The organism is Vibrio sp. MA40-2 (assembly GCF_047302445.1).
Taxonomy (GTDB): Bacteria; Pseudomonadota; Gammaproteobacteria; order Enterobacterales; family Vibrionaceae; genus Vibrio.
Map to the genome: position 1 here is coordinate 572,165 of NZ_CP178627.1, position 17,400 is coordinate 589,564.

General features: G+C 39.3%; 18 protein-coding genes. 6 read left to right on the plus strand and 12 right to left on the minus strand.

The window, feature by feature from the left end:
- Nucleotides 1-55: 55 nt before the first annotated feature.
- Entirely contained in the window at nt 56-1,693 is a 1,638-nt protein-coding gene (locus ACLKML_RS02410; RefSeq protein WP_413283491.1) for a putative bifunctional diguanylate cyclase/phosphodiesterase, read from the minus strand.
- A gap of 239 nt (nt 1,694-1,932) precedes the next feature.
- Here ACLKML_RS02410 and ACLKML_RS02415 point away from each other — a divergent pair, with 239 nt between their 5' ends.
- From ACLKML_RS02415 to ACLKML_RS02425, 3 genes are all read left to right on the plus strand, one after another.
- Complete coding sequence (locus ACLKML_RS02415; RefSeq protein WP_413283492.1) at nt 1,933-2,301, plus strand: YidH family protein; 369 nt, start codon at nt 1,933-1,935, stop codon at nt 2,299-2,301.
- A complete protein-coding gene (locus ACLKML_RS02420; protein WP_413283493.1) occupies nt 2,298-2,630 on the plus strand; it encodes a DUF202 domain-containing protein in 333 nt (110 codons plus the stop codon). The genes ACLKML_RS02415 and ACLKML_RS02420 overlap by 4 nt, the downstream gene beginning before the upstream one ends.
- Nucleotides 2,631-2,701: 71 nt before the next feature.
- On the plus strand, nt 2,702-3,304 hold the full coding sequence (locus ACLKML_RS02425; RefSeq protein WP_413283494.1) for a TetR/AcrR family transcriptional regulator: 603 nt from the start codon (nt 2,702-2,704) through the stop codon (nt 3,302-3,304).
- A gap of 159 nt (nt 3,305-3,463) precedes the next feature.
- On the opposite strand, the gene cysN is transcribed toward ACLKML_RS02425, so the two are convergent.
- The 5 genes from cysN to kdgR form a co-directional block, all read right to left on the minus strand.
- The gene (gene cysN / locus ACLKML_RS02430) at nt 3,464-4,873 is read right to left on the minus strand and encodes a sulfate adenylyltransferase subunit CysN (RefSeq protein ID WP_413283495.1); all 1,410 of its coding nucleotides are present in this window, start codon (nt 4,871-4,873) and stop codon (nt 3,464-3,466) included.
- A 209-nt stretch (nt 4,874-5,082) separates the two neighbouring features.
- Nucleotides 5,083-5,712: an adenylyl-sulfate kinase gene (cysC, locus tag ACLKML_RS02435; protein WP_413283496.1), complete on the minus strand. Its 630-nt coding sequence runs from the start codon at nt 5,710-5,712 to the stop codon at nt 5,083-5,085.
- Nucleotides 5,713-6,627, minus strand: coding sequence for a sulfate adenylyltransferase subunit CysD (gene cysD / locus ACLKML_RS02440; protein ID WP_413283497.1), 915 nt, complete (start codon nt 6,625-6,627; stop codon nt 5,713-5,715).
- A 500-nt stretch (nt 6,628-7,127) separates the two neighbouring features.
- Nucleotides 7,128-7,805, minus strand: a complete 678-nt coding sequence (locus ACLKML_RS02445) for a glutathione S-transferase family protein (protein ID WP_413283498.1) — start codon at nt 7,803-7,805, stop codon at nt 7,128-7,130.
- A gap of 305 nt (nt 7,806-8,110) precedes the next feature.
- The gene (gene kdgR, locus ACLKML_RS02450; protein ID WP_413283499.1) at nt 8,111-8,893 is read right to left on the minus strand and encodes a DNA-binding transcriptional regulator KdgR; all 783 of its coding nucleotides are present in this window, start codon (nt 8,891-8,893) and stop codon (nt 8,111-8,113) included.
- A gap of 284 nt (nt 8,894-9,177) precedes the next feature.
- On the opposite strand from kdgR, the gene kduD reads away from it, so the two are divergent.
- From kduD to ACLKML_RS02465, 3 genes are all read left to right on the plus strand, one after another.
- Complete coding sequence (gene kduD / locus ACLKML_RS02455) at nt 9,178-9,939, plus strand: 2-dehydro-3-deoxy-D-gluconate 5-dehydrogenase KduD (protein WP_413283500.1); 762 nt, start codon at nt 9,178-9,180, stop codon at nt 9,937-9,939.
- A 32-nt stretch (nt 9,940-9,971) separates the two neighbouring features.
- Nucleotides 9,972-10,493 (plus strand): YgjV family protein, encoded by a 522-nt coding sequence (locus tag ACLKML_RS02460; protein WP_413283501.1) that lies wholly within the window; start codon nt 9,972-9,974, stop codon nt 10,491-10,493.
- 129 nt (nt 10,494-10,622) lie between these two features.
- Nucleotides 10,623-11,264, plus strand: coding sequence for an RpiB/LacA/LacB family sugar-phosphate isomerase (locus ACLKML_RS02465; RefSeq protein ID WP_413283502.1), 642 nt, complete (start codon nt 10,623-10,625; stop codon nt 11,262-11,264).
- A 126-nt stretch (nt 11,265-11,390) separates the two neighbouring features.
- Here ACLKML_RS02465 and ACLKML_RS02470 read toward each other — a convergent pair whose 3' ends face one another.
- The 6 genes from ACLKML_RS02470 to ACLKML_RS02495 all read right to left on the minus strand — a co-directional run bounded on the left by ACLKML_RS02470 (nt 11,391) and on the right by ACLKML_RS02495 (nt 17,302).
- Complete coding sequence (locus tag ACLKML_RS02470) at nt 11,391-12,152, minus strand: adenosylcobinamide-GDP ribazoletransferase (RefSeq protein ID WP_413283503.1); 762 nt, start codon at nt 12,150-12,152, stop codon at nt 11,391-11,393.
- 5 nt (nt 12,153-12,157) lie between these two features.
- Nucleotides 12,158-12,775, minus strand: coding sequence for a histidine phosphatase family protein (locus ACLKML_RS02475; protein ID WP_413283504.1), 618 nt, complete (start codon nt 12,773-12,775; stop codon nt 12,158-12,160).
- Nucleotides 12,776-12,785: 10 nt separating this feature from the next.
- Nucleotides 12,786-13,358: a histidine phosphatase family protein gene (locus ACLKML_RS02480; RefSeq protein ID WP_413283505.1), complete on the minus strand. Its 573-nt coding sequence runs from the start codon at nt 13,356-13,358 to the stop codon at nt 12,786-12,788.
- Entirely contained in the window at nt 13,355-14,674 is a 1,320-nt protein-coding gene (locus ACLKML_RS02485; protein WP_413283506.1) for a cobyrinate a,c-diamide synthase, read from the minus strand. The genes ACLKML_RS02480 and ACLKML_RS02485 overlap by 4 nt, the downstream gene beginning before the upstream one ends.
- A gap of 83 nt (nt 14,675-14,757) precedes the next feature.
- Entirely contained in the window at nt 14,758-16,257 is a 1,500-nt protein-coding gene (locus ACLKML_RS02490; protein ID WP_413283507.1) for a cobyric acid synthase, read from the minus strand.
- Nucleotides 16,258-16,270: 13 nt separating this feature from the next.
- A complete protein-coding gene (locus ACLKML_RS02495; RefSeq protein WP_413283508.1) occupies nt 16,271-17,302 on the minus strand; it encodes a hypothetical protein in 1,032 nt (343 codons plus the stop codon).
- Nucleotides 17,303-17,400: the final 98 nt, after the last annotated feature.

A 17,400-nucleotide genomic window follows, 5' to 3' on the forward strand; every position in this document is an offset into this window, starting at 1 on the left:
AATATCGGGATACTCGTCAATACCATTAACACCGACACGAAAAGAGACGTCGATACTAACAAGTGGTTTTAAGTAAGGTCTCGACATGCTGTTTGGATAATGGTTTAGAAAAATAGTATCCTTGCGCATAGTCGCACTCGAGTTTCTGAAGTAGAATTTTTTGTTCCTCCTCTTCTACTCCTTCAGCTAAAATTTCTACATTCAGTACTTTACCAAGCTTTATAATTTTACGAATAAACTCTCTATCAACGTCGGTATTGCAGATATTGCTTACTAACGACCGGTCCAATTTGAGCTTATCCAGAGAACGATGAAATTCACGAATCATACTTAATGAAGAATAACCGGCACCAAAATCATCGATCGCGATACTGATACCTAATTGCTTAACCTTAACAATATTTTTATTCAACACATCCATATTTTTGGCCGATGCTGTTTCCGTAATTTCTATTTCTATTAACTCTGTAGGACATTTTGTCTGTTCAATAACCTCAATCAGTCGATTAATAAAAGTCGTCATTTCTATGGTTTTAAATGAAATGTTAATAGCAATTTTTGGCGTGACTATTTTTTGTCTTTGCCATAACACAATCTGTGAGCAGACTTGATTTAAAACCCATAAATCAAAATCAAAATGCAAGCCTATTTCTTCCGCAATGCCAACAAAAACATCTGGCCTAATATTACCTAGTGTTCCATGCTGCCAACGAGATAGAGCTTCTAAGCCGACAAGTTTGCCAGTGTTAATTTCATATTGTGGTTGAAAATAAATATCAATTATATTTTGTTCTATTGCACTGGGTAAGGCGTCGATAATTAGTTTGTGAGAAAGAATATCCCCCAAAGTTTTAGAGGTAGAAAAGTGATACCTGGATGTGCTGTATTTTTTAGCTTGTAACATAGCCGTTTCAGCCGCAATTTCTATGGCATGAAAACTGTTATATTCGATACTAGGTTGACTTACACCAATACTATATGGCTTATTAATCTCTAATCCATTGTCCAACTTTAGAGGAGTGTCAGACAACTTACATAAGTTTTCACATAACAACTCAAGGTAAGTGTGGAAATTATCTAGATGCAGGCCTTGTTTATTTTCTATCAATATACCGAACTTAGCATTATTAAAACGCGCAACAACGGTACTTTCTCCCAACAGTAATTTTAAGGTTCGGCCCAACACAAGCAGATAATTATCACCAGCATCGAAACCGTAACGAAAATTGATAGTTGAAAAGTTATCAACATTAAAAAATATCAATACAAAAATATTTTTAATATTATCCGAATGATTTAATAAACGTTGTGCCCTAGAAGAAATGGCCCAACCGTTAGGTAATCCTGAAATAGGATCCACGGACTTATTTTCTAATACGCGAAAGCAAATTCTAACCAAATCATCATTATTCATGCCTATTTTTTGACAATGAATTTTAACAGGCAAAGCATAATGGTAAATGTTATTGACCTTCGCTGTTATTATTAAGCCATCAGCTTGTAATTTCGCACGTGAAACGAACTGATCCAACGTATAGTCACAGTCGATTAAACTAATATAACTATCAAGCGGAGCACCCAAAATATCATGCTGGGCATAGCCGAACAATTCTATGAACACTTGGTTACAAGAGGTAACGAATCCTTTATCTACCGTTAGAACAGGCAGCATTTGATTTTCAAAATCGTTCATTCCTACCTTCTAATGTTTTACAATAATTAATCAACAACACTCCCCATACCAATCATCTTCATTACAGGGTAGACTGAAGACGAATACATCATAGTTAAACTATTTAGATTCATTTTCTTAGATTCATTTTCAATAACAACGGATTAATGTAAATTATAGCTCAAATAAAACGATAAATAGTCGGTATCTGTAAAAAATATTATTTTTAAGAATATTTCTCATATATAAAGAATAAAACTATGAAGCGAAAAGATAGAACAACCAAACTCAATTGGCGTCATCAAGGGGAAGCTCCTGATTATCGCTTCTCTCTCGCCAACGAACGGACTTATTTAGCTTGGATTAGAACAGCCCTAGCCTTACTTGCTGGAGCAATAGGTATAGATCAATTAACACCCGATCTCGCCAACCCGGAAATCCGAATATTTTTGTCGACTTTACTCTGTCTTTGTTCTGGTTTGCTCGCCATATTTGCCTACAAAAGATGGTCATTAAACGAAAAAGCGATGAGAAACAAACAACAACTTCCTTACACCAGCTTTTTGAAAGTCATCAGTGCTGTGTTGCTATTTTTAACTCTTGCGATTATTTTTACCATTTCCATATGAAAGAGCATGAAAGAGATCCTGGCTTACAACCAGAGAGAACCTCAATGTCTTGGATGCGCACTCACATGCTATCATTAGGATTAGGTGCCTTGATGCTGAGGATCGGTGGCAGTAACGAAAGCTTAATTGTGCAAATAAATGGTGCATTTCTATTGCTGGCAACACTACTTGGTATTTATTACAGTCGACGACGCTTTAGCCAATCGTTAGATTTAAATCATGCGGTAAAAAATAAAGATATCGACACAAAGAGGATCCTAGCTTTTACTATTGCATTATCTGCATTTACCTGTGCTATTGAATCGCTCGCTCGCTACCTCGCACTATAAACTTGCTAGATTTAATCTTCCGTTCACGTTATTATGAACGTTCGTTCATGCCTTTGGGAAGAGGTACAATTATGAGTAAGCATATCAAATTCAACAGAGAAGAAGTCATAGACAAAGCCACCAATCTATACTGGGAAAAAGGCTTTCATGGTACGTCTATGCGCAACCTTCAAGAAGTGGTTGATTTGCGTCCTGGCAGTATCTACGCCAGTTTCGGTAGTAAAGAGAATCTATTTAAAGAAGCGCTTAACCATTATGCTGATTTAAGTAGCACTCAATTAAAAAAATGCTTACAAGAAACACAATCACCTCTTGAGGCACTTAAAATATTCATTACGAATATTGTGGTCGGAAGCCAAAATACAGCCCCTAGTGGTATGTGTATGTTAGTGAAAACCATAGCAGAACTGACTGATGAGCATCAAGAATTAGTAGATTTAGCCAAACAGAAGTTAGCCGGTGTGGAGGAGATTTTTGCTCGCATAATTAAGCAAGCTATCGAACAAGGTGAACTTGATTCGTCCTGCCAGCCCGATAAGATCGCTCGTCATTTGCAAGTACAGATCATTGGCTTAAGAACTTATATAAGAGCCAACAAAGACATGCAGATAGGCAAAGAAATGATTGATGAATTGTTTTCTAATCTAGCACTCAATTCAGCAAAAAGCGCTTAAGGGAATATCGCGTTCATAACGCTACCAACTTTCCCTTCCTATTCAACTATCTCTTTCTATTCAACTCTCTCTTTCTATTCAAATAGTGGCGCAGAAAATAATAAAGCTAGAATCAAATTCTAGCTTTATTAATATTACAGAAAATTTCGCACAGACTCGTTAAATTTCTGCACAACCCCATTCTGGATAATGCTTACGAATATGGGCGTTAAGATCTCGCTCTGCTTGGCTATAGAATCGTTTGTCTTCATCAAATTCAGCCCCAACCGTATCGATCATACCGGCACCAACAGTAACGTTGCTATGTCGGTCAATGATGATAAATGCTCCTGTTTGTGGAAGCTTTTTATATTTATCAACCACCACCGAATCAGTTAAGCTAATTTGTGTCACCGCTATTTCATTCAAATCAACGGCTTCACTATTTTCAGCATGTTGCTGTAAAGTATTTACATCAACTTTATAGTCAATATTGGTTACTTTACCGATGCATGATTTAGTAGCAAACTTAAATATAAACTCTTTATGAGTTCGAAGTGGCGTCTCACTCATCCAAACCACATGGCTAGAAATCGCTTTAGTTACAACAGGCTCATGACCTTTATGAACTAACATATCTCCACGAGAAACATCTATTTCATCTTCTAATGTTACTGTTATAGCTTGTCCTGGCAGGGCTAAATCCAATTCACCATCATAAGTATAAATAGATTTAACTCGAGACGACTTACCAGAAGGTAGTGCCGTAACCTCATCACCAACTTCTACAATACCAGACGCTAACGTACCACAAAAACCTCTAAAGTTAAGATTAGGTCGGTTCACATACTGAACAGGGAAACGCATATGCTCTAGGTTTCTGTCTTGGTCGATCTTCACTGTTTCCAGAAGCTTCATCAATGTCGCGCCTGGATACCAATCCATTTGTGTACTCGGTGTAACTACGTTGTCACCTTTCAAAGCAGAAATAGGCACAAAACGAATATCATCAATATTAAAATCTTTCGCCATGTCTCTGTAGGCCGTTTTAATTTGTTGATAGGTTTTTTGACTATAATCGACCAAATCCATCTTATTGATTGCAACAATAATATGTTTGATTCCCAGTAAGCTACAAATATAACTGTGACGACGTGTTTGCGTTTGGATACCATGGCGAGCATCTACCATTACAATGGCTAGCTCACAAGTAGAAGCACCTGTTGCCATGTTACGTGTGTACTGCTCATGCCCTGGCGTATCGGCAATGATAAATTTACGCTTTTCAGTTGAAAAGTAGCGATAAGCTACATCGATGGTAATGCCTTGCTCACGTTCAGATTGCAATCCATCAACCAACAATGCTAGGTCAAAATCTTCATCCGTAGTATTGAATTTTTGCGAATCTTTCTCAATGGCAGCCATTTGATCTTCATAGATCAACTTACTGTCAAACAGTAAACGGCCTATCAGAGTAGATTTACCATCATCAACGTTACCGCAAGTCAAAAAACGCAGTAGATCCTTATTTTCGTGAACCTTTAGATAGGCTTCTATATCTTCAGCAATCAATTCTGAACTATGAGACATATAATTTCCTTTAAGAAGTACATTTAGCACAATAGATAATTATCTTATTGCACCAGTCACTTCATCCTATAATCATGTGTATAACTAAAACAAAACATCAACAATATTGTGCAATATCAGCAGTAATTACTGTTGGTTTTCTATATTTTACTTAGCTAGCCGTAACTAACTTAACGAGCTGTATAATCTAGCGGACTATATCTAACCAACTATATATAACCTAACGAGACTAATTGAGCGGCGATTTGATTAGCACACTCTTCGACTGAACGGCCAGCTGTTTCAAGGTGAATTTCGGCATTGAGTGGCGCTTCATACGTTGAATCAATACCAGTGAAGTTTTTAATTTCACCTGCGCGCGCTTTCTTGTATAAGCCTTTAGGATCACGCTGTTCACAGATCTCGATTGGTGTGTCAATAAACACTTCTAAAAACTGTTGCTCGGCAAATAATGCTCGCACTTGCTCTCTGTCACTAATAAAAGGCGAGATAAAGGCAGTTAATACAATAGAGCCAGAATCAACAAATAGCTTTGCTACCTCACCAATTCGACGAATATTTTCAATCCGGTCTTCATCGCTAAAGGCTAAATCTTTGTTAAGACCGTGTCGAACGTTGTCGCCATCAAGTAAGTAAGAATGCTTACCCATGCTTAACAACTTACTCTCCACCGCATTAGCAATGGTTGACTTACCCGATCCACTCAAACCTGTAAACCAAAGCACCACTGGCTTTTGGCCCTTTAGTTGAGCACGATCTTCACTAGTCACTGTGCTGTTATGCCACACCACATCATCGCTAACCGAATCATTGTCTTTTAGGATATAAGGTGAGCTCATTTAGAAATAGCCTTCTCGTTTTTTCTTCTCCATCGATCCTGAACTATCATGATCAATAGCACGGCCTTGGCGTTCCGATGTAGTGGTTAATAACATTTCTTGAATAATTTCAGGTAGTGTGGTCGCTTCAGATTCCACCGCGCCTGTTAATGGGTAACAGCCTAATGTACGAAAACGAACCATTTTTTCTTGTACAACTTCACCTTCTTTAAGTTCCATACGCTCATCATCTTTCATAATAAGCATACCATCGCGCTCCACGACAGGACGTGACTTCGATAGGTAAAGTGATGGAATTTCAATATCTTCAAGGTAGATATATTGCCAGATATCAAGCTCTGTCCAGTTGGACAAAGGGAATACACGGATGCTTTCACCCTTGTTTACTTTGCCATTAAATATGTTCCACAGCTCTGGACGTTGGTTTTTCGGATCCCAACGATGATGTTCATCACGAAATGAATAAACACGCTCTTTTGCGCGAGATTTTTCTTCATCACGTCTTGCTCCGCCAAACGCAGCATCAAAACCGTACTTATCTAAAGCTTGTTTCAGCCCTTGAGTCTTCATGATATCGGTATGTTTCGAGCTACCATGCACAAAAGGACTAATATTCATAGCAAGCCCTTCAGGGTTCTGATGGACAATCAATTTCATGCCGATTTTTTCAGCCATATAATCGCGAAATTGAATCATTTCCTTAAATTTCCACGTTGTATCAACATGCATTAGAGGAAAGGGTGGCACGCCAGGGGCAAAGGCTTTTTTGGCTAAATGCAGCATAACAGAAGAATCTTTACCTACAGAATATAGCATTACTGGGTTATCAAATTCTGCTGCAACTTCACGCATGATATGGATAGACTCAGCTTCTAACTGCTTAAGATGAGTCATCCTTTCTGAAGAAATGTCCATTCTTTTCCTTTTATTTTCTTACTTCCGTAAAAATACAATCTTTTTACGTTAATGTTTGTATTAATGAGCATCTAGCGTAAGTATCACAATAATGATTATCTCACAGCCAATACTTTATCTCGCGCTTAAGTCAATTAAAAACCGTAAATGACCTAACTATCAAGTGCTGGATAATTAGTCTGTTATATACATTAAACGCTAATAGAGCTTGATAATATCACCAATCGAATTAAATACGTCATTTTTGAATGTTCTATCATATAATAGCATCGCATAACATAGGAATATGTGGAGTTAATCATTAATGAGAAATGGCAGATAAGAATCTAGAACCAGTTTTTTTGCTAAAGAATAAATGGTTGCTGGGATATGAAATAGAGAGAATTTAAATAATGAACAACTCACATGGACAAGTATTTATGATACTTATCACCTGAACCATGTGAGGTAAAGTTTAACCTTTAATGACAAACAAGGTTATTAATTGGCGAAAAAGCAATCTAATCCTTAGCATAGTTTTGTGGATATAACGCCCGCCTTGCATCATCATCATTTGGTACTTTAAAATCAATATCGTTTGCAACATCTCTCGCTCGTTGTACTGCTGGTCGACTGTTTATGCTATCAAACCAGCGTTTTAAGTTAGGATAAGGAGCCAATCCTTCTTCACCCAACACCACGTTCGCTTTGTCGATCCAACCCCATGCTGATACATCAGCTATCGTATAATCATTACCGACAATATATTCACGATCGGCTAAATGCTTGTCCAAAACTTCATAGTGACGTTGAGCTTCGCGAAGATAACGGTTAATCGCGTACGGTACTTTTTCTGGAGCAGCATGGCGGAAATGAACACATTGTCCAGAAAACGGCCCTAAACCAGAAGCGATAAACATCATCCAAGAAAGTAGTTCAGAGCGGTCTGCTTGATCACCTGCTAATTTACCCGTTTTTTCAGCAAGATAGAGTAAAATGGCATTTGAATCGAAAACACGAACACCGTCGTCTTCTATAGCTGGAGTTTTACCGTTAGGGTTAACTTTTAAATAATCAGGGCTATGTTGTTCACCTTTTGCGGTGTCAACGGCAACAAGCTCATAAGGCAAGCCTGTTTCTTCTAAATACAATGCTACTTTTGATGGGTTCGGCGTTCGGTGGTAGTAAAAGGTGATCATGATGCACTCCTTGATTAATGACGACTTACATTCAAGCACTAGATGAACGATTGTTCAACTAATATTTAATTGTTTTTTGCAACTAAAATCGAAGGACGATGAGATGGAGTAATAGGATGGAGTAATAGGATGGAGTAATAGGATGGAGTAATAAGAAGGAGTAATAAGAAGGAGTAATAAGAAGGAGTAATAAGAAGGAGTAATAAGAAGGAGTAATAAGAAGGAGTAATAAGATGAATTATACAGAGCAGCTACATTAGCCACTCTGAACATATCCTATTTTAAATCACAAACCAGTAGCGCTGCTATACAGGATAATCTTCGAAACCCAGGGCTTCAGAAATATTTTTACCTGCTTGGTGTAATAAAGCGACATAGTTGGACAAGTTATTTTCATCAAAACGAATGGTAGGAAATGAAATAGAAACGGCTGCAATTACATTGCCAAACCGGTCATAAATTGGCACAGCAAAGCAACGCAATCCTGGTTCTTGTTCTTCATTATCTTCGCCATAATGCTGTTCTCGAACAATTTTTAATTCATCAATTAATTGCTCAACATTTTCTAGCGTATTTTCGGTACTTTTTACAAATTCAACATCAATAAACTCGTTACGCACAAACGCTTCATCACGCTCGGCCAACAAAACCTTACCTATTGCCGTTGTATGCAGAGGGTTACGACGCCCTACGCGAGAATGCATCCGCAAACTGTAGCTAGAATCAATCTTATGTATATAAACAATCGAGCCATGATCTAACGTGCCCAAGTGAATGGTTTCATTGGTCTGTTCAGACAGGTGACGCATCTCTTTTTCTGCCAAAGAAACAAGATCAACATACTCTAGCGACTTAGAGCCAAGTTCAAACATCTTCAATGTAAGAGAATATTTATCTGCTTCACCTTGTTGTGATACGTAACCAAGCGTTTTCATTGTCTGTAAGAAACGGTATGTGGTCGATTTTGACATCATCAAACGTTGAGATAAATCGGAAACACCCACCTCTTTCTGGTCACCCAACGCTTGGAGTATGCTGAATACTTTTAAAACTGAAGAAACTGCTTCTGGTTGCGTTGACTTTTCCATCTTTTTCCTTTGCTTATGTAATATTTTGACACAGTTGGCAAAAATATCATTTACCAGTATTTATGAAAAGCCTTTTCAATAAAAAGGAACTCTAACCGGATTTAGTTCACATTTTTCAACTCAAACTATTTATTTTTAAAATGATGTTTCAAAAATATTTGCAACCGTTACTATTTTATCTTATCGTAAGCAAAAGCTCAGTGAACCACACTCAAAAACGTTCAAGATTAGAAAACGTTCACGATTAGAAATTTCACCGTTACAAAAGTATTGAGGGAAACAACATGATGTTAGATTCATTTAATCTGCAAGGTAAAGTCGCTATTGTTACTGGTTGTGACACAGGTTTAGGTCAAGGCATGGCATTAGGTCTTGCTCAAGCTGGATGCAAGATCGTTGGTGTTAATTATGTCGAACCATCTGAAACCATTGAAAAAATGAATTCTGCAGGTCACGCTTTTTTAGATGTCCGCGCAAATCTTCTTAACCAAGACGATATTCCAGCTATCATTGAAAAAGCTGTGGCTGAATTCGGTAAAATTGATATTTTAGTCAATAACGCCGGTATTATTCGACGCGAAGATGCGATTGAATTCTCCGAGCAAGACTGGGATGACGTAATGAGTATCAACTCAAAAACTGTATTTTTTATGTCTCAAGCTGTAGCTAAACAGTTCATTTCTCAGGGTAATGGCGGCAAAATAATTAACATAGCTTCCATGCTTTCTTTCCAAGGAGGAATACGTGTTCCTTCTTATACTGCTTCTAAAAGTGCGGTAATGGGCATCACTCGTGCAATGGCAAATGAATGGGCAAGCGACAATATTAATGTCAATGCTATCGCTCCTGGCTACATGGCAACCAACAACACCAAAGCACTTCGTGCTGATGCGGATCGAAATCAAGCAATTTTAGAACGTATTCCAGCAAACCGTTGGGGAACACCTGAAGATATTGCTGGTCCGTGTGTTTTTCTTGCCTCTGACGCGGCAAATTACGTCAACGGCTACACCATTGCTGTCGATGGCGGTTGGTTAGCACGTTAAATTAATAACGATAAGGTGAATAAGTGCTGACGATGAATAATCAAGAAATAATCGCGCAACTTTTTGGGTTTATTAGCTTGTTGCTTGGTATTTCCGTATTTTATCAAAAAGACGATCGAAAATTGAAAATAGTCATGCTTATTTTCAACGTAAATCATCTTATTCACTTTATAATTTTAGGTTCGGTTGTCTCGGCTCTCGGCGCGTTGTTGTCGACAATAAGAACGGGGCTGGCTATTCGGTTATCATCGGTTTGGGTTGCCGCACCTTTTATTGCTATCAGTATTGGTAGTGGTGTCATGCTAGCAGAAAACCTTTGGCAATTATGGGCAATAGCAGGCACTGTGTTTGGTACTTATTCAGTATTTTTACTCAGTGGAATAAAAATGCGCTGTGGGTTTTTACTCGGTTCTACTTGCTGGTTAATCAACAATATCTCTGTAGGCTCTATAGGTGGAACAGTACTTGAGTTGACTGTAATTATAATGAACTTAATTACTATAAAGCGACTCTATTTTGATAGTAAATCACCGCTAACAACGGACCAAATCTAATCGAAACAAAGAACAAAAATGGTATTAACCGTTCGATCAAATGAAATGTTTCAGTTGATCGAATCTGGTGTGATAATTTTATTCAACAATCAAATTCAACCTTGGCAGTGAATACTGTAGGAGAACAAAATGAAAATTGCTTTAATGATGGAAAATAGCCAAGCAGGCAAGAACGCAGCTGTATTAAACCAACTCACAAACGTTGTCGATCCTTTAGGCTACTCGGTCTATAACGTCGGGATGAGTGACGAAAACGACCATCATCTGACTTATATCCACCTAGGTATTATGGCTAGTCTACTTATCAACTCTAAAGCGGTTGATTTTATTATCGCAGGTTGTGGTACTGGTCAAGGGGCGATGATGTCACTCAATATTCACCCAGGCGTAGTATGCGGATATTGCTTAGATCCTTCTGACGCATTTTTGTTCAACCAAATCAACAACGGTAACGCACTGGCGCTTGCTTTTGCTAAAGGTTACGGTTGGGGTGCCGAATTAAACGTTGGTTACATTTTTGAAAAAGCGTTTAAAACTGGCGAACGAGGTCAAGGCTATCCAGTTGAGCGAGCGGAACCACAACAACGCAACGCATCAATTTTGGATGATGTAAAAGCAGCGGTAGTTAAAGAAAATTACTTAGACACACTTAAAGCGATTGACCCTGAATTAGTTAAAACGGCTGTCTCTGGTGAACGCTTCCAACAATGCTTTTTTGATAACTGCCAAGTACCAGAAATCGAAGCTTACGTTAAATCGATTCTAAAATAAAAATTTCTATTTAATACAACGATAAAGCTAGCTTTATAAGCTAGCTTTTTTAGTCGTATCGCATTCAGAAAAACGTTCACTTAAATTATCTAAAGTGATCTAGAATCAAATTCACCATAGCCACCGTCATAGGTAAGCTAAGAAAAATAGATAACAAATGACTTCAGTTACTTGCTGAATTGCGCCTAATGTATCACCCGTATAGCCACCAATCTGTTTTATCATCCAACGACTAAATATCCATCGCATAACAAGCAGAACAATAACTAACATCATTGCCTGTTGCAGTGTAGGCAGCAAAAAAAGAGTCAATCCGCCAATCACCAGTAAAGTAATAAAGTCGGTTTGACTATTCGGGCTACGCGCTATATTCAGTTTGGATTGTTCAACCTGTCTAACATAACCGTGAGTATAAACAAAACTGACCGCCATGGTTCTACTGAGTATATGGGCAATAACAAGCAGTAACGCTACATTGTCTAATCCAATCAAGGTGGTGTATTTAAGTAATAAAATCAGTACAACACCGAGTAAGGCATAAGCTCCTACTCTTGAATCTTTCATGATTTCTAGCTTTTTCTCAGCAGTAAATGCGCCACCAAAACCATCACAAGTATCAGCAAAACCGTCTTCATGAAATGCGCCGGTCAAGTAAACGCTAAATGCCATGGACAAAGCAATCGAAACATCAACAGGCCAAATTAGGTTAGCAGTTAAAAATACGAGCGCATTTAAGCTACCAACCACTAAGCCAACTAACCCACAATACTTGTAAGATTCATTTTTACGTGCCTCACTATAGGGAACCGCTGCCGATATTGGTATTCGACTGAATATCGACATTGCCAATAGAAATATTTGCCACTCTCTGATTATGATTTTTTTCATATGATTCAACTAATATTTGCAAGACTAGGCCAATGCACCGTTGGCCAGAGCGTGCCATCATCGTCGTGAAAAACACTAATGGTTACTCTTGCTGCATATGGAATATCTAACCTTTGTAAGTAATGACTGGTTTTAGGCATTTCCAAAACCATTCTTAGTATCTGTTTAATGACGCCACCATGAGTCACTAACAAAATTTTTTGTCCTTTTTTTTGTTGCAGCAGCTCTGTCCATGCCAATTGAATTCGTTGGTCATATTGCTCAACAGGTTCACCATTAGGTGGAGTAAATTGCCATGGTTTTGCCCAAAATGTCGCTAATTTATCTTGTTGTTCATCCCAAATCTTTTGTTTGGGCTTTCCATCCCAATCGCCAAAATTCAACTCCATAAATTCCGCTTTTTCTATTAACTCAAGGTGATGTTTTTTGGCATAACCTGCAGCAAACTTATAACAACGCTGTAAAGGAGAAGTAATAACACAACCCACTGCCGGCATGCTTGCAGTCGATGCCTGCATTTGTTGCAACCCAACCTCGGTCAGCGCAAAATTAGTGTGTCCTCTAAAGCACTCATCCCCTTCAGGTAACCCGTGTCGTAGTAATTCTATATGAGTAGTGGTCATCTTATTCTCTTTAACCAAGCGCAAGTTCATTTTTCATCAAATCTAACACAATCGGTTTTGCATTGGCTTCTATTCCAAATCCGGAATGCCACGACATCACGCCATTCACAACATTAACGCAAGCTCGTATCCATTCGCCATGAGTGACTAGTACTATATCCGACGTATCATCAAGTGTTACTACTTGTTCTAAAAACGCGCGGATTCGTTGTTCAAATTGCCCTTCGCTTTCCACTTCAGGCACAGCACTTAAAGGTTGCTGGTACCTTGACTGGTAAGCAGCCCAATAGGCACTTAAGCTCGGTTTTTCATCAATCACTTCACCTTGCAACACTCCGAAACCACGTTCACGCAAACGTGTATCAATTTGTACTTCGACATTCATTCCTCGGCCAATAATGAGGGCGGATTGATATGCTCGACCTAAATCACTACTAAATAACAATGGTTGATTTAAAGTAGGCATATTCATTCGTTCAAGTTGCTGCTTAGCGCAGTCAGTTAATGGACTGTCCAACCAACCTTGAATTCGCTTTTGAACATTCCATTGCGTTTGACCATGACGGATTAGAACCAGTTTCACCGTTCCCCCAAGAAGATTTTTGCCACTAAATCAGGATTAGATGGAAAATACCAATGAATATAAGAAGCGATAACATTTTTATGTTGCCAGACAGGATCGGTTTTCCTGCCTCGTTGGGAAATAGGGGTACATAGAATCTGTTCTTTTGATTCCGTTTTAGAGTAATGAAATGTGTGGCCACGTAACGTCTGTCCTGCCACCAATTCACCTTCAACTAAACCTAATGCTGCAAGCTTAGGCTGCATGACGGAATTAGCGTCTAATATCGCAACTAATTCAACACAATTATTCTCGATATCGGTTAATGTTTGGTTTAAATACAACATACCACCGCATTCAGCTAATACTGGTTTCTGGCTATTTATATGCGTTTTAATTTGGTTTTTGAGTCGGCTATTTTTTGCCAAATTGTCCAAATACAGTTCAGGGTATCCACCGGGTAAATACAGCGCATCACATTCTGGTAGAGGGTGATTATCAATGGGAGAAAAATAACGAATCGTGGCTCCCATTTTCTCTAGCAACTCTATATTGGCCTGATAAATAAAACTAAACGCTGTATCTCGTGCAATCGCAATCACTTTACTTTCTAGTGATCTGGTCACCTTCGCCTCTTTTTGTAATGTAAATTCAACCGCAGGAGGCAGAGTAATGCAATTGTGTTTGTTATTTAGTTCATTTGTTGCAATAAGGTGCGCCGCTAGGTTCAACCTTTCATCCAAATCTTTAAGTTCTTGAGCCTGTACTAAGCCCAAGTGACGTTCAGGTAACGTAAGGCCACTGTCTTTTGCTAAGTAACCAAACATTGCTAACTCTTCAGGTAACGACTCTTGCAGCATCTGTGCATGTACAGGGGAGCCAACTCGATTAGCAAACACACCATACATTTCTATTTCAGGTCGAAAATTAGCTAGTCCATAAGCAATCGCAGCAAAAGTTTGCGCCATTGCACCAGCATCAATCACAGCGAGAACAGGAATACCGAGTGTTTGAGCGATGTCGGCACTCGAGCACTGGCCATCAAACATACCCATCACACCTTCAATCAAAATTAAATCAGCATCTTGGGCAGCTTGCGCCACCATTTGTTTACAATGTGCTTCGCCACACATCCAAAAATCTAACTGATAAACAGGATGACCAGACGCAAAAGCGAGAAAATTAGGATCAATAAAATCCGGGCCAGTTTTAAAAACTCGAACTTTTTTGCCTTGATTGGTAAAGTGCCGTGCAATGGCCGCAACAACCGTTGTTTTGCCACTGCCTGAACTTGGCGCCGCTACCACAAGAGCCGGACAAGATACTGTGTTTTCCATTAGACACCTTTATTTCAACATAATGATCATAACGTCGATAACTTAAACTGGTTTATTTGCTTGTTTCGACTCGTTAAGTCTTATCAATTTTTTGATTGTTTTGTCTTTTTAGTTGCAGACAAAGTTATATCTGGCCAGAGTAATTCAAGGTTGAGATGTTCTTCAATCGTATCTGCTACTCTATTAATACCGTCTTCTCGCATCTGAGCGAAATCGCAACCTTTCGCTTCTTGCAGTCCAGCCCAACGTAAAATTGCACTACAGGCTGACGGTGATTCAAAAATTCCGTGTAAATAGGTACCAAATACTTGCCCGCCCATACCTATTGCTCCATCCGGGCCTTCTGTTAATTTCAGTGGCGCATCGTCAGTTACACCCAGTGTTTCTCCTGCATGGATCTCATAACCAAAAACATCGACACTATTCTGACCGGGTAATGTCATGCTACCTTTGGTTTGCCTCAAATGTTTGGTTTCTTGGAGCTCCGTTGTCAGCGACAAATAACCAAGCCCAGAACTACTACCGATAGGACCTTCAATACCTAATGGGTCCGAGATGATCTCTCCAAGCATTTGATAACCGCCACACACTCCCATTAATTTGCCTCCAAAGCGAAGGTGACGCTCAATTTGTTTATCCCAACCTTGGCTACGCAAGAAAGCGAGATCAGAACAAACACTCTTTGAGCCGGGCAAAATAATGAGATCAGCTGGGGGTAAACGCTGATTTTTTCCAATAAATTGTAAATCTACATTCGGATGCATTCGAAGTGGATCAAAGTCAGTATGATTACTAATACGTTGTAAAACCGGCACAACCACGGTGATTTTTTCTTCATCATTACTCAGTTGGCTAATATTGATCGCGTCTTCGGCTTCTAACATTAGTCCGTGTAAGTAAGGCAGTACACCAATTACAGGCTTACCTGTTTTTTGTTCTAGCCATTCAAGGCCATTCTCAAGTAATTTGATGTCACCTCTAAAACGGTTAATAACAAAACCGACCACACGATCTTGCTCACTTTGACTCAATAGCGCCAGCGTGCCATAAAGATGGGCAAACACTCCTCCCCGATCAATATCTGCCACAATAATCACTGGAATATCCGCTTCTTCAGCAAAGCCCATATTAGCGATATCATGTTCTCGCAAATTGATCTCAGCAGGACTCCCCGCACCTTCAATCATTATCGATGAATATTCACTCTGTAAACGGTCAAAAGATTCAATAACATACTTCATAACTTGAGGCTTAAAAGCATGATACTCAACCGCATCCATATCTTGTAATGCCTTACCGTGAATAATTACTTGAGCACCAATATCGGTATTCGGTTTTAGTAACACAGGATTCATATCCGTTGTTGGCTCAATATTGCAAGCGTATGCTTGAACAGCTTGCGCTCTACCTATTTCACCACCATCTACGGTTACTGCACTATTTAGTGCCATATTTTGCGATTTAAACGGCGCAACTTTTATTCCTTGTCTCGCCAATACTCGACACAAACCAGCCACCAGAACGCTTTTTCCTGCGTCAGATGTAGTACCTTGTACCATAAGTGCTTTAGAAGTAGCTTGCATAATTTTTGTCCATTTATTTGGTTAAAGTCGGCGATAAAAACCAAGGCGCGACTGTTGTATCTAGGCTAGCTAACAACTGTTTAGCTACCAACCCCTGTTGCTCTGCGAAATCCAAACAAGCACCTAACCCGCAGCCTTCTACTACGTAACCACGCTCGTACATGCGCAAAGCTTCAAATTGAGACAGAAAAAATTCTATTTTTGGGCTGCGTAACTGACACAGTTCGGGTAAATGAGTAGCAGCAATTTGCGAGTCTCGACATTGTAAAACCCACCGAGTAGTTGCAACTGATAACTGAGTAACTCGAATACGTTCCACCATGGCGATAATTGGCGCAAATATCATTGCTCCACCAGCAAAATGCAAACAAGGTAACTCACTGGCCAATAGTGCACAACAGGCTCTTTGAATAGGATCTGAATAGCGCGTATTCTCTAGGTAAGCATTGACTTGTTTGGGTAAATGCTCAGTTGCCGTAGTCAACTCAGCAAGTACCTGTTTTTTTACTGCCAGCTTAGCTTTATCTTTAGTGCTACCAGCAAACCATAAATCGCTATTGATCCAACGCTGCAACCACAACGTGGCAAAGGTCGTTCCCCCAATACCAGATTCGGCAAGCAAATGTTGCTCTTGATGAGCATGTTGACGCAATAATTCAGGCACTAATACACGTTGCATCAAAGTTGCTTCTTCACCCACTTGGCAATGGTGCACAACTACCTCATCCATTTTACAATCGGTAAAGTCGGGGTCAGAATCTAGGCCTAATTGATAACAATGCAGCCTTATTTTGTAACCTTGTTGTTGTAACGCTCTCAGCACACCGTGCACTAAAATAGCAGGGGTTACCGAGCCGTTGTCAATAACAGGAGAAGGAAAGGATTGCCCGTTAAGCAACGTATTCGCTTTACCACACGCGATCAGTTCTGTATCTCTGGTCGGATGGAGTTGCATCAACCCTTCACCAGCACCGGCATCACTAACTAAATGCAAATTGGCAATGGGAGCCACCGAATTAAGCGTAATGAAATTTAGCCAGCACATAGTATTCCCTTATCTTGACCTATCAAATTAGCTATAGCGCCTCACTAATTCGCTAATTAGTTACTACATATAGCAATGAACTTACTTTACTAACCCAC

Excerpts from the sequence above, each read along its gene's own strand:
- cysC (WP_413283496.1), bottom strand. The coding sequence starts at position 5,712 with ATGAGCTCACCTTATATCCTAAAAGACAATGATTCGGTTAGCGATGAT.
- ACLKML_RS02425 (WP_413283494.1), top strand. The coding sequence starts at position 2,702 with ATGAGTAAGCATATCAAATTCAACAGAGAAGAAGTCATAGACAAAGCC.
- ACLKML_RS02465 (WP_413283502.1), top strand. The coding sequence starts at position 10,623 with ATGAAAATTGCTTTAATGATGGAAAATAGCCAAGCAGGCAAGAACGCA.
- kdgR (WP_413283499.1), bottom strand. The coding sequence starts at position 8,893 with ATGGAAAAGTCAACGCAACCAGAAGCAGTTTCTTCAGTTTTAAAAGTA.
- cysN (WP_413283495.1), bottom strand. The coding sequence starts at position 4,873 with ATGTCTCATAGTTCAGAATTGATTGCTGAAGATATAGAAGCCTATCTA.
- ACLKML_RS02475 (WP_413283504.1), bottom strand. The coding sequence starts at position 12,775 with ATGACCACTACTCATATAGAATTACTACGACACGGGTTACCTGAAGGG.
- ACLKML_RS02420 (WP_413283493.1), top strand. The coding sequence starts at position 2,298 with ATGAAAGAGCATGAAAGAGATCCTGGCTTACAACCAGAGAGAACCTCA.
- ACLKML_RS02485 (WP_413283506.1), bottom strand. The coding sequence starts at position 14,674 with ATGGAAAACACAGTATCTTGTCCGGCTCTTGTGGTAGCGGCGCCAAGT.
- ACLKML_RS02415 (WP_413283492.1), top strand. The coding sequence starts at position 1,933 with ATGAAGCGAAAAGATAGAACAACCAAACTCAATTGGCGTCATCAAGGG.
- ACLKML_RS02410 (WP_413283491.1), bottom strand. The coding sequence starts at position 1,693 with ATGAACGATTTTGAAAATCAAATGCTGCCTGTTCTAACGGTAGATAAA.
- ACLKML_RS02460 (WP_413283501.1), top strand. The coding sequence starts at position 9,972 with ATGAATAATCAAGAAATAATCGCGCAACTTTTTGGGTTTATTAGCTTG.
- ACLKML_RS02495 (WP_413283508.1), bottom strand. The coding sequence starts at position 17,302 with ATGTGCTGGCTAAATTTCATTACGCTTAATTCGGTGGCTCCCATTGCC.
- kduD (WP_413283500.1), top strand. The coding sequence starts at position 9,178 with ATGATGTTAGATTCATTTAATCTGCAAGGTAAAGTCGCTATTGTTACT.
- ACLKML_RS02470 (WP_413283503.1), bottom strand. The coding sequence starts at position 12,152 with ATGAAAAAAATCATAATCAGAGAGTGGCAAATATTTCTATTGGCAATG.
- ACLKML_RS02445 (WP_413283498.1), bottom strand. The coding sequence starts at position 7,805 with ATGATCACCTTTTACTACCACCGAACGCCGAACCCATCAAAAGTAGCA.
- cysD (WP_413283497.1), bottom strand. The coding sequence starts at position 6,627 with ATGGACATTTCTTCAGAAAGGATGACTCATCTTAAGCAGTTAGAAGCT.
- ACLKML_RS02490 (WP_413283507.1), bottom strand. The coding sequence starts at position 16,257 with ATGCAAGCTACTTCTAAAGCACTTATGGTACAAGGTACTACATCTGAC.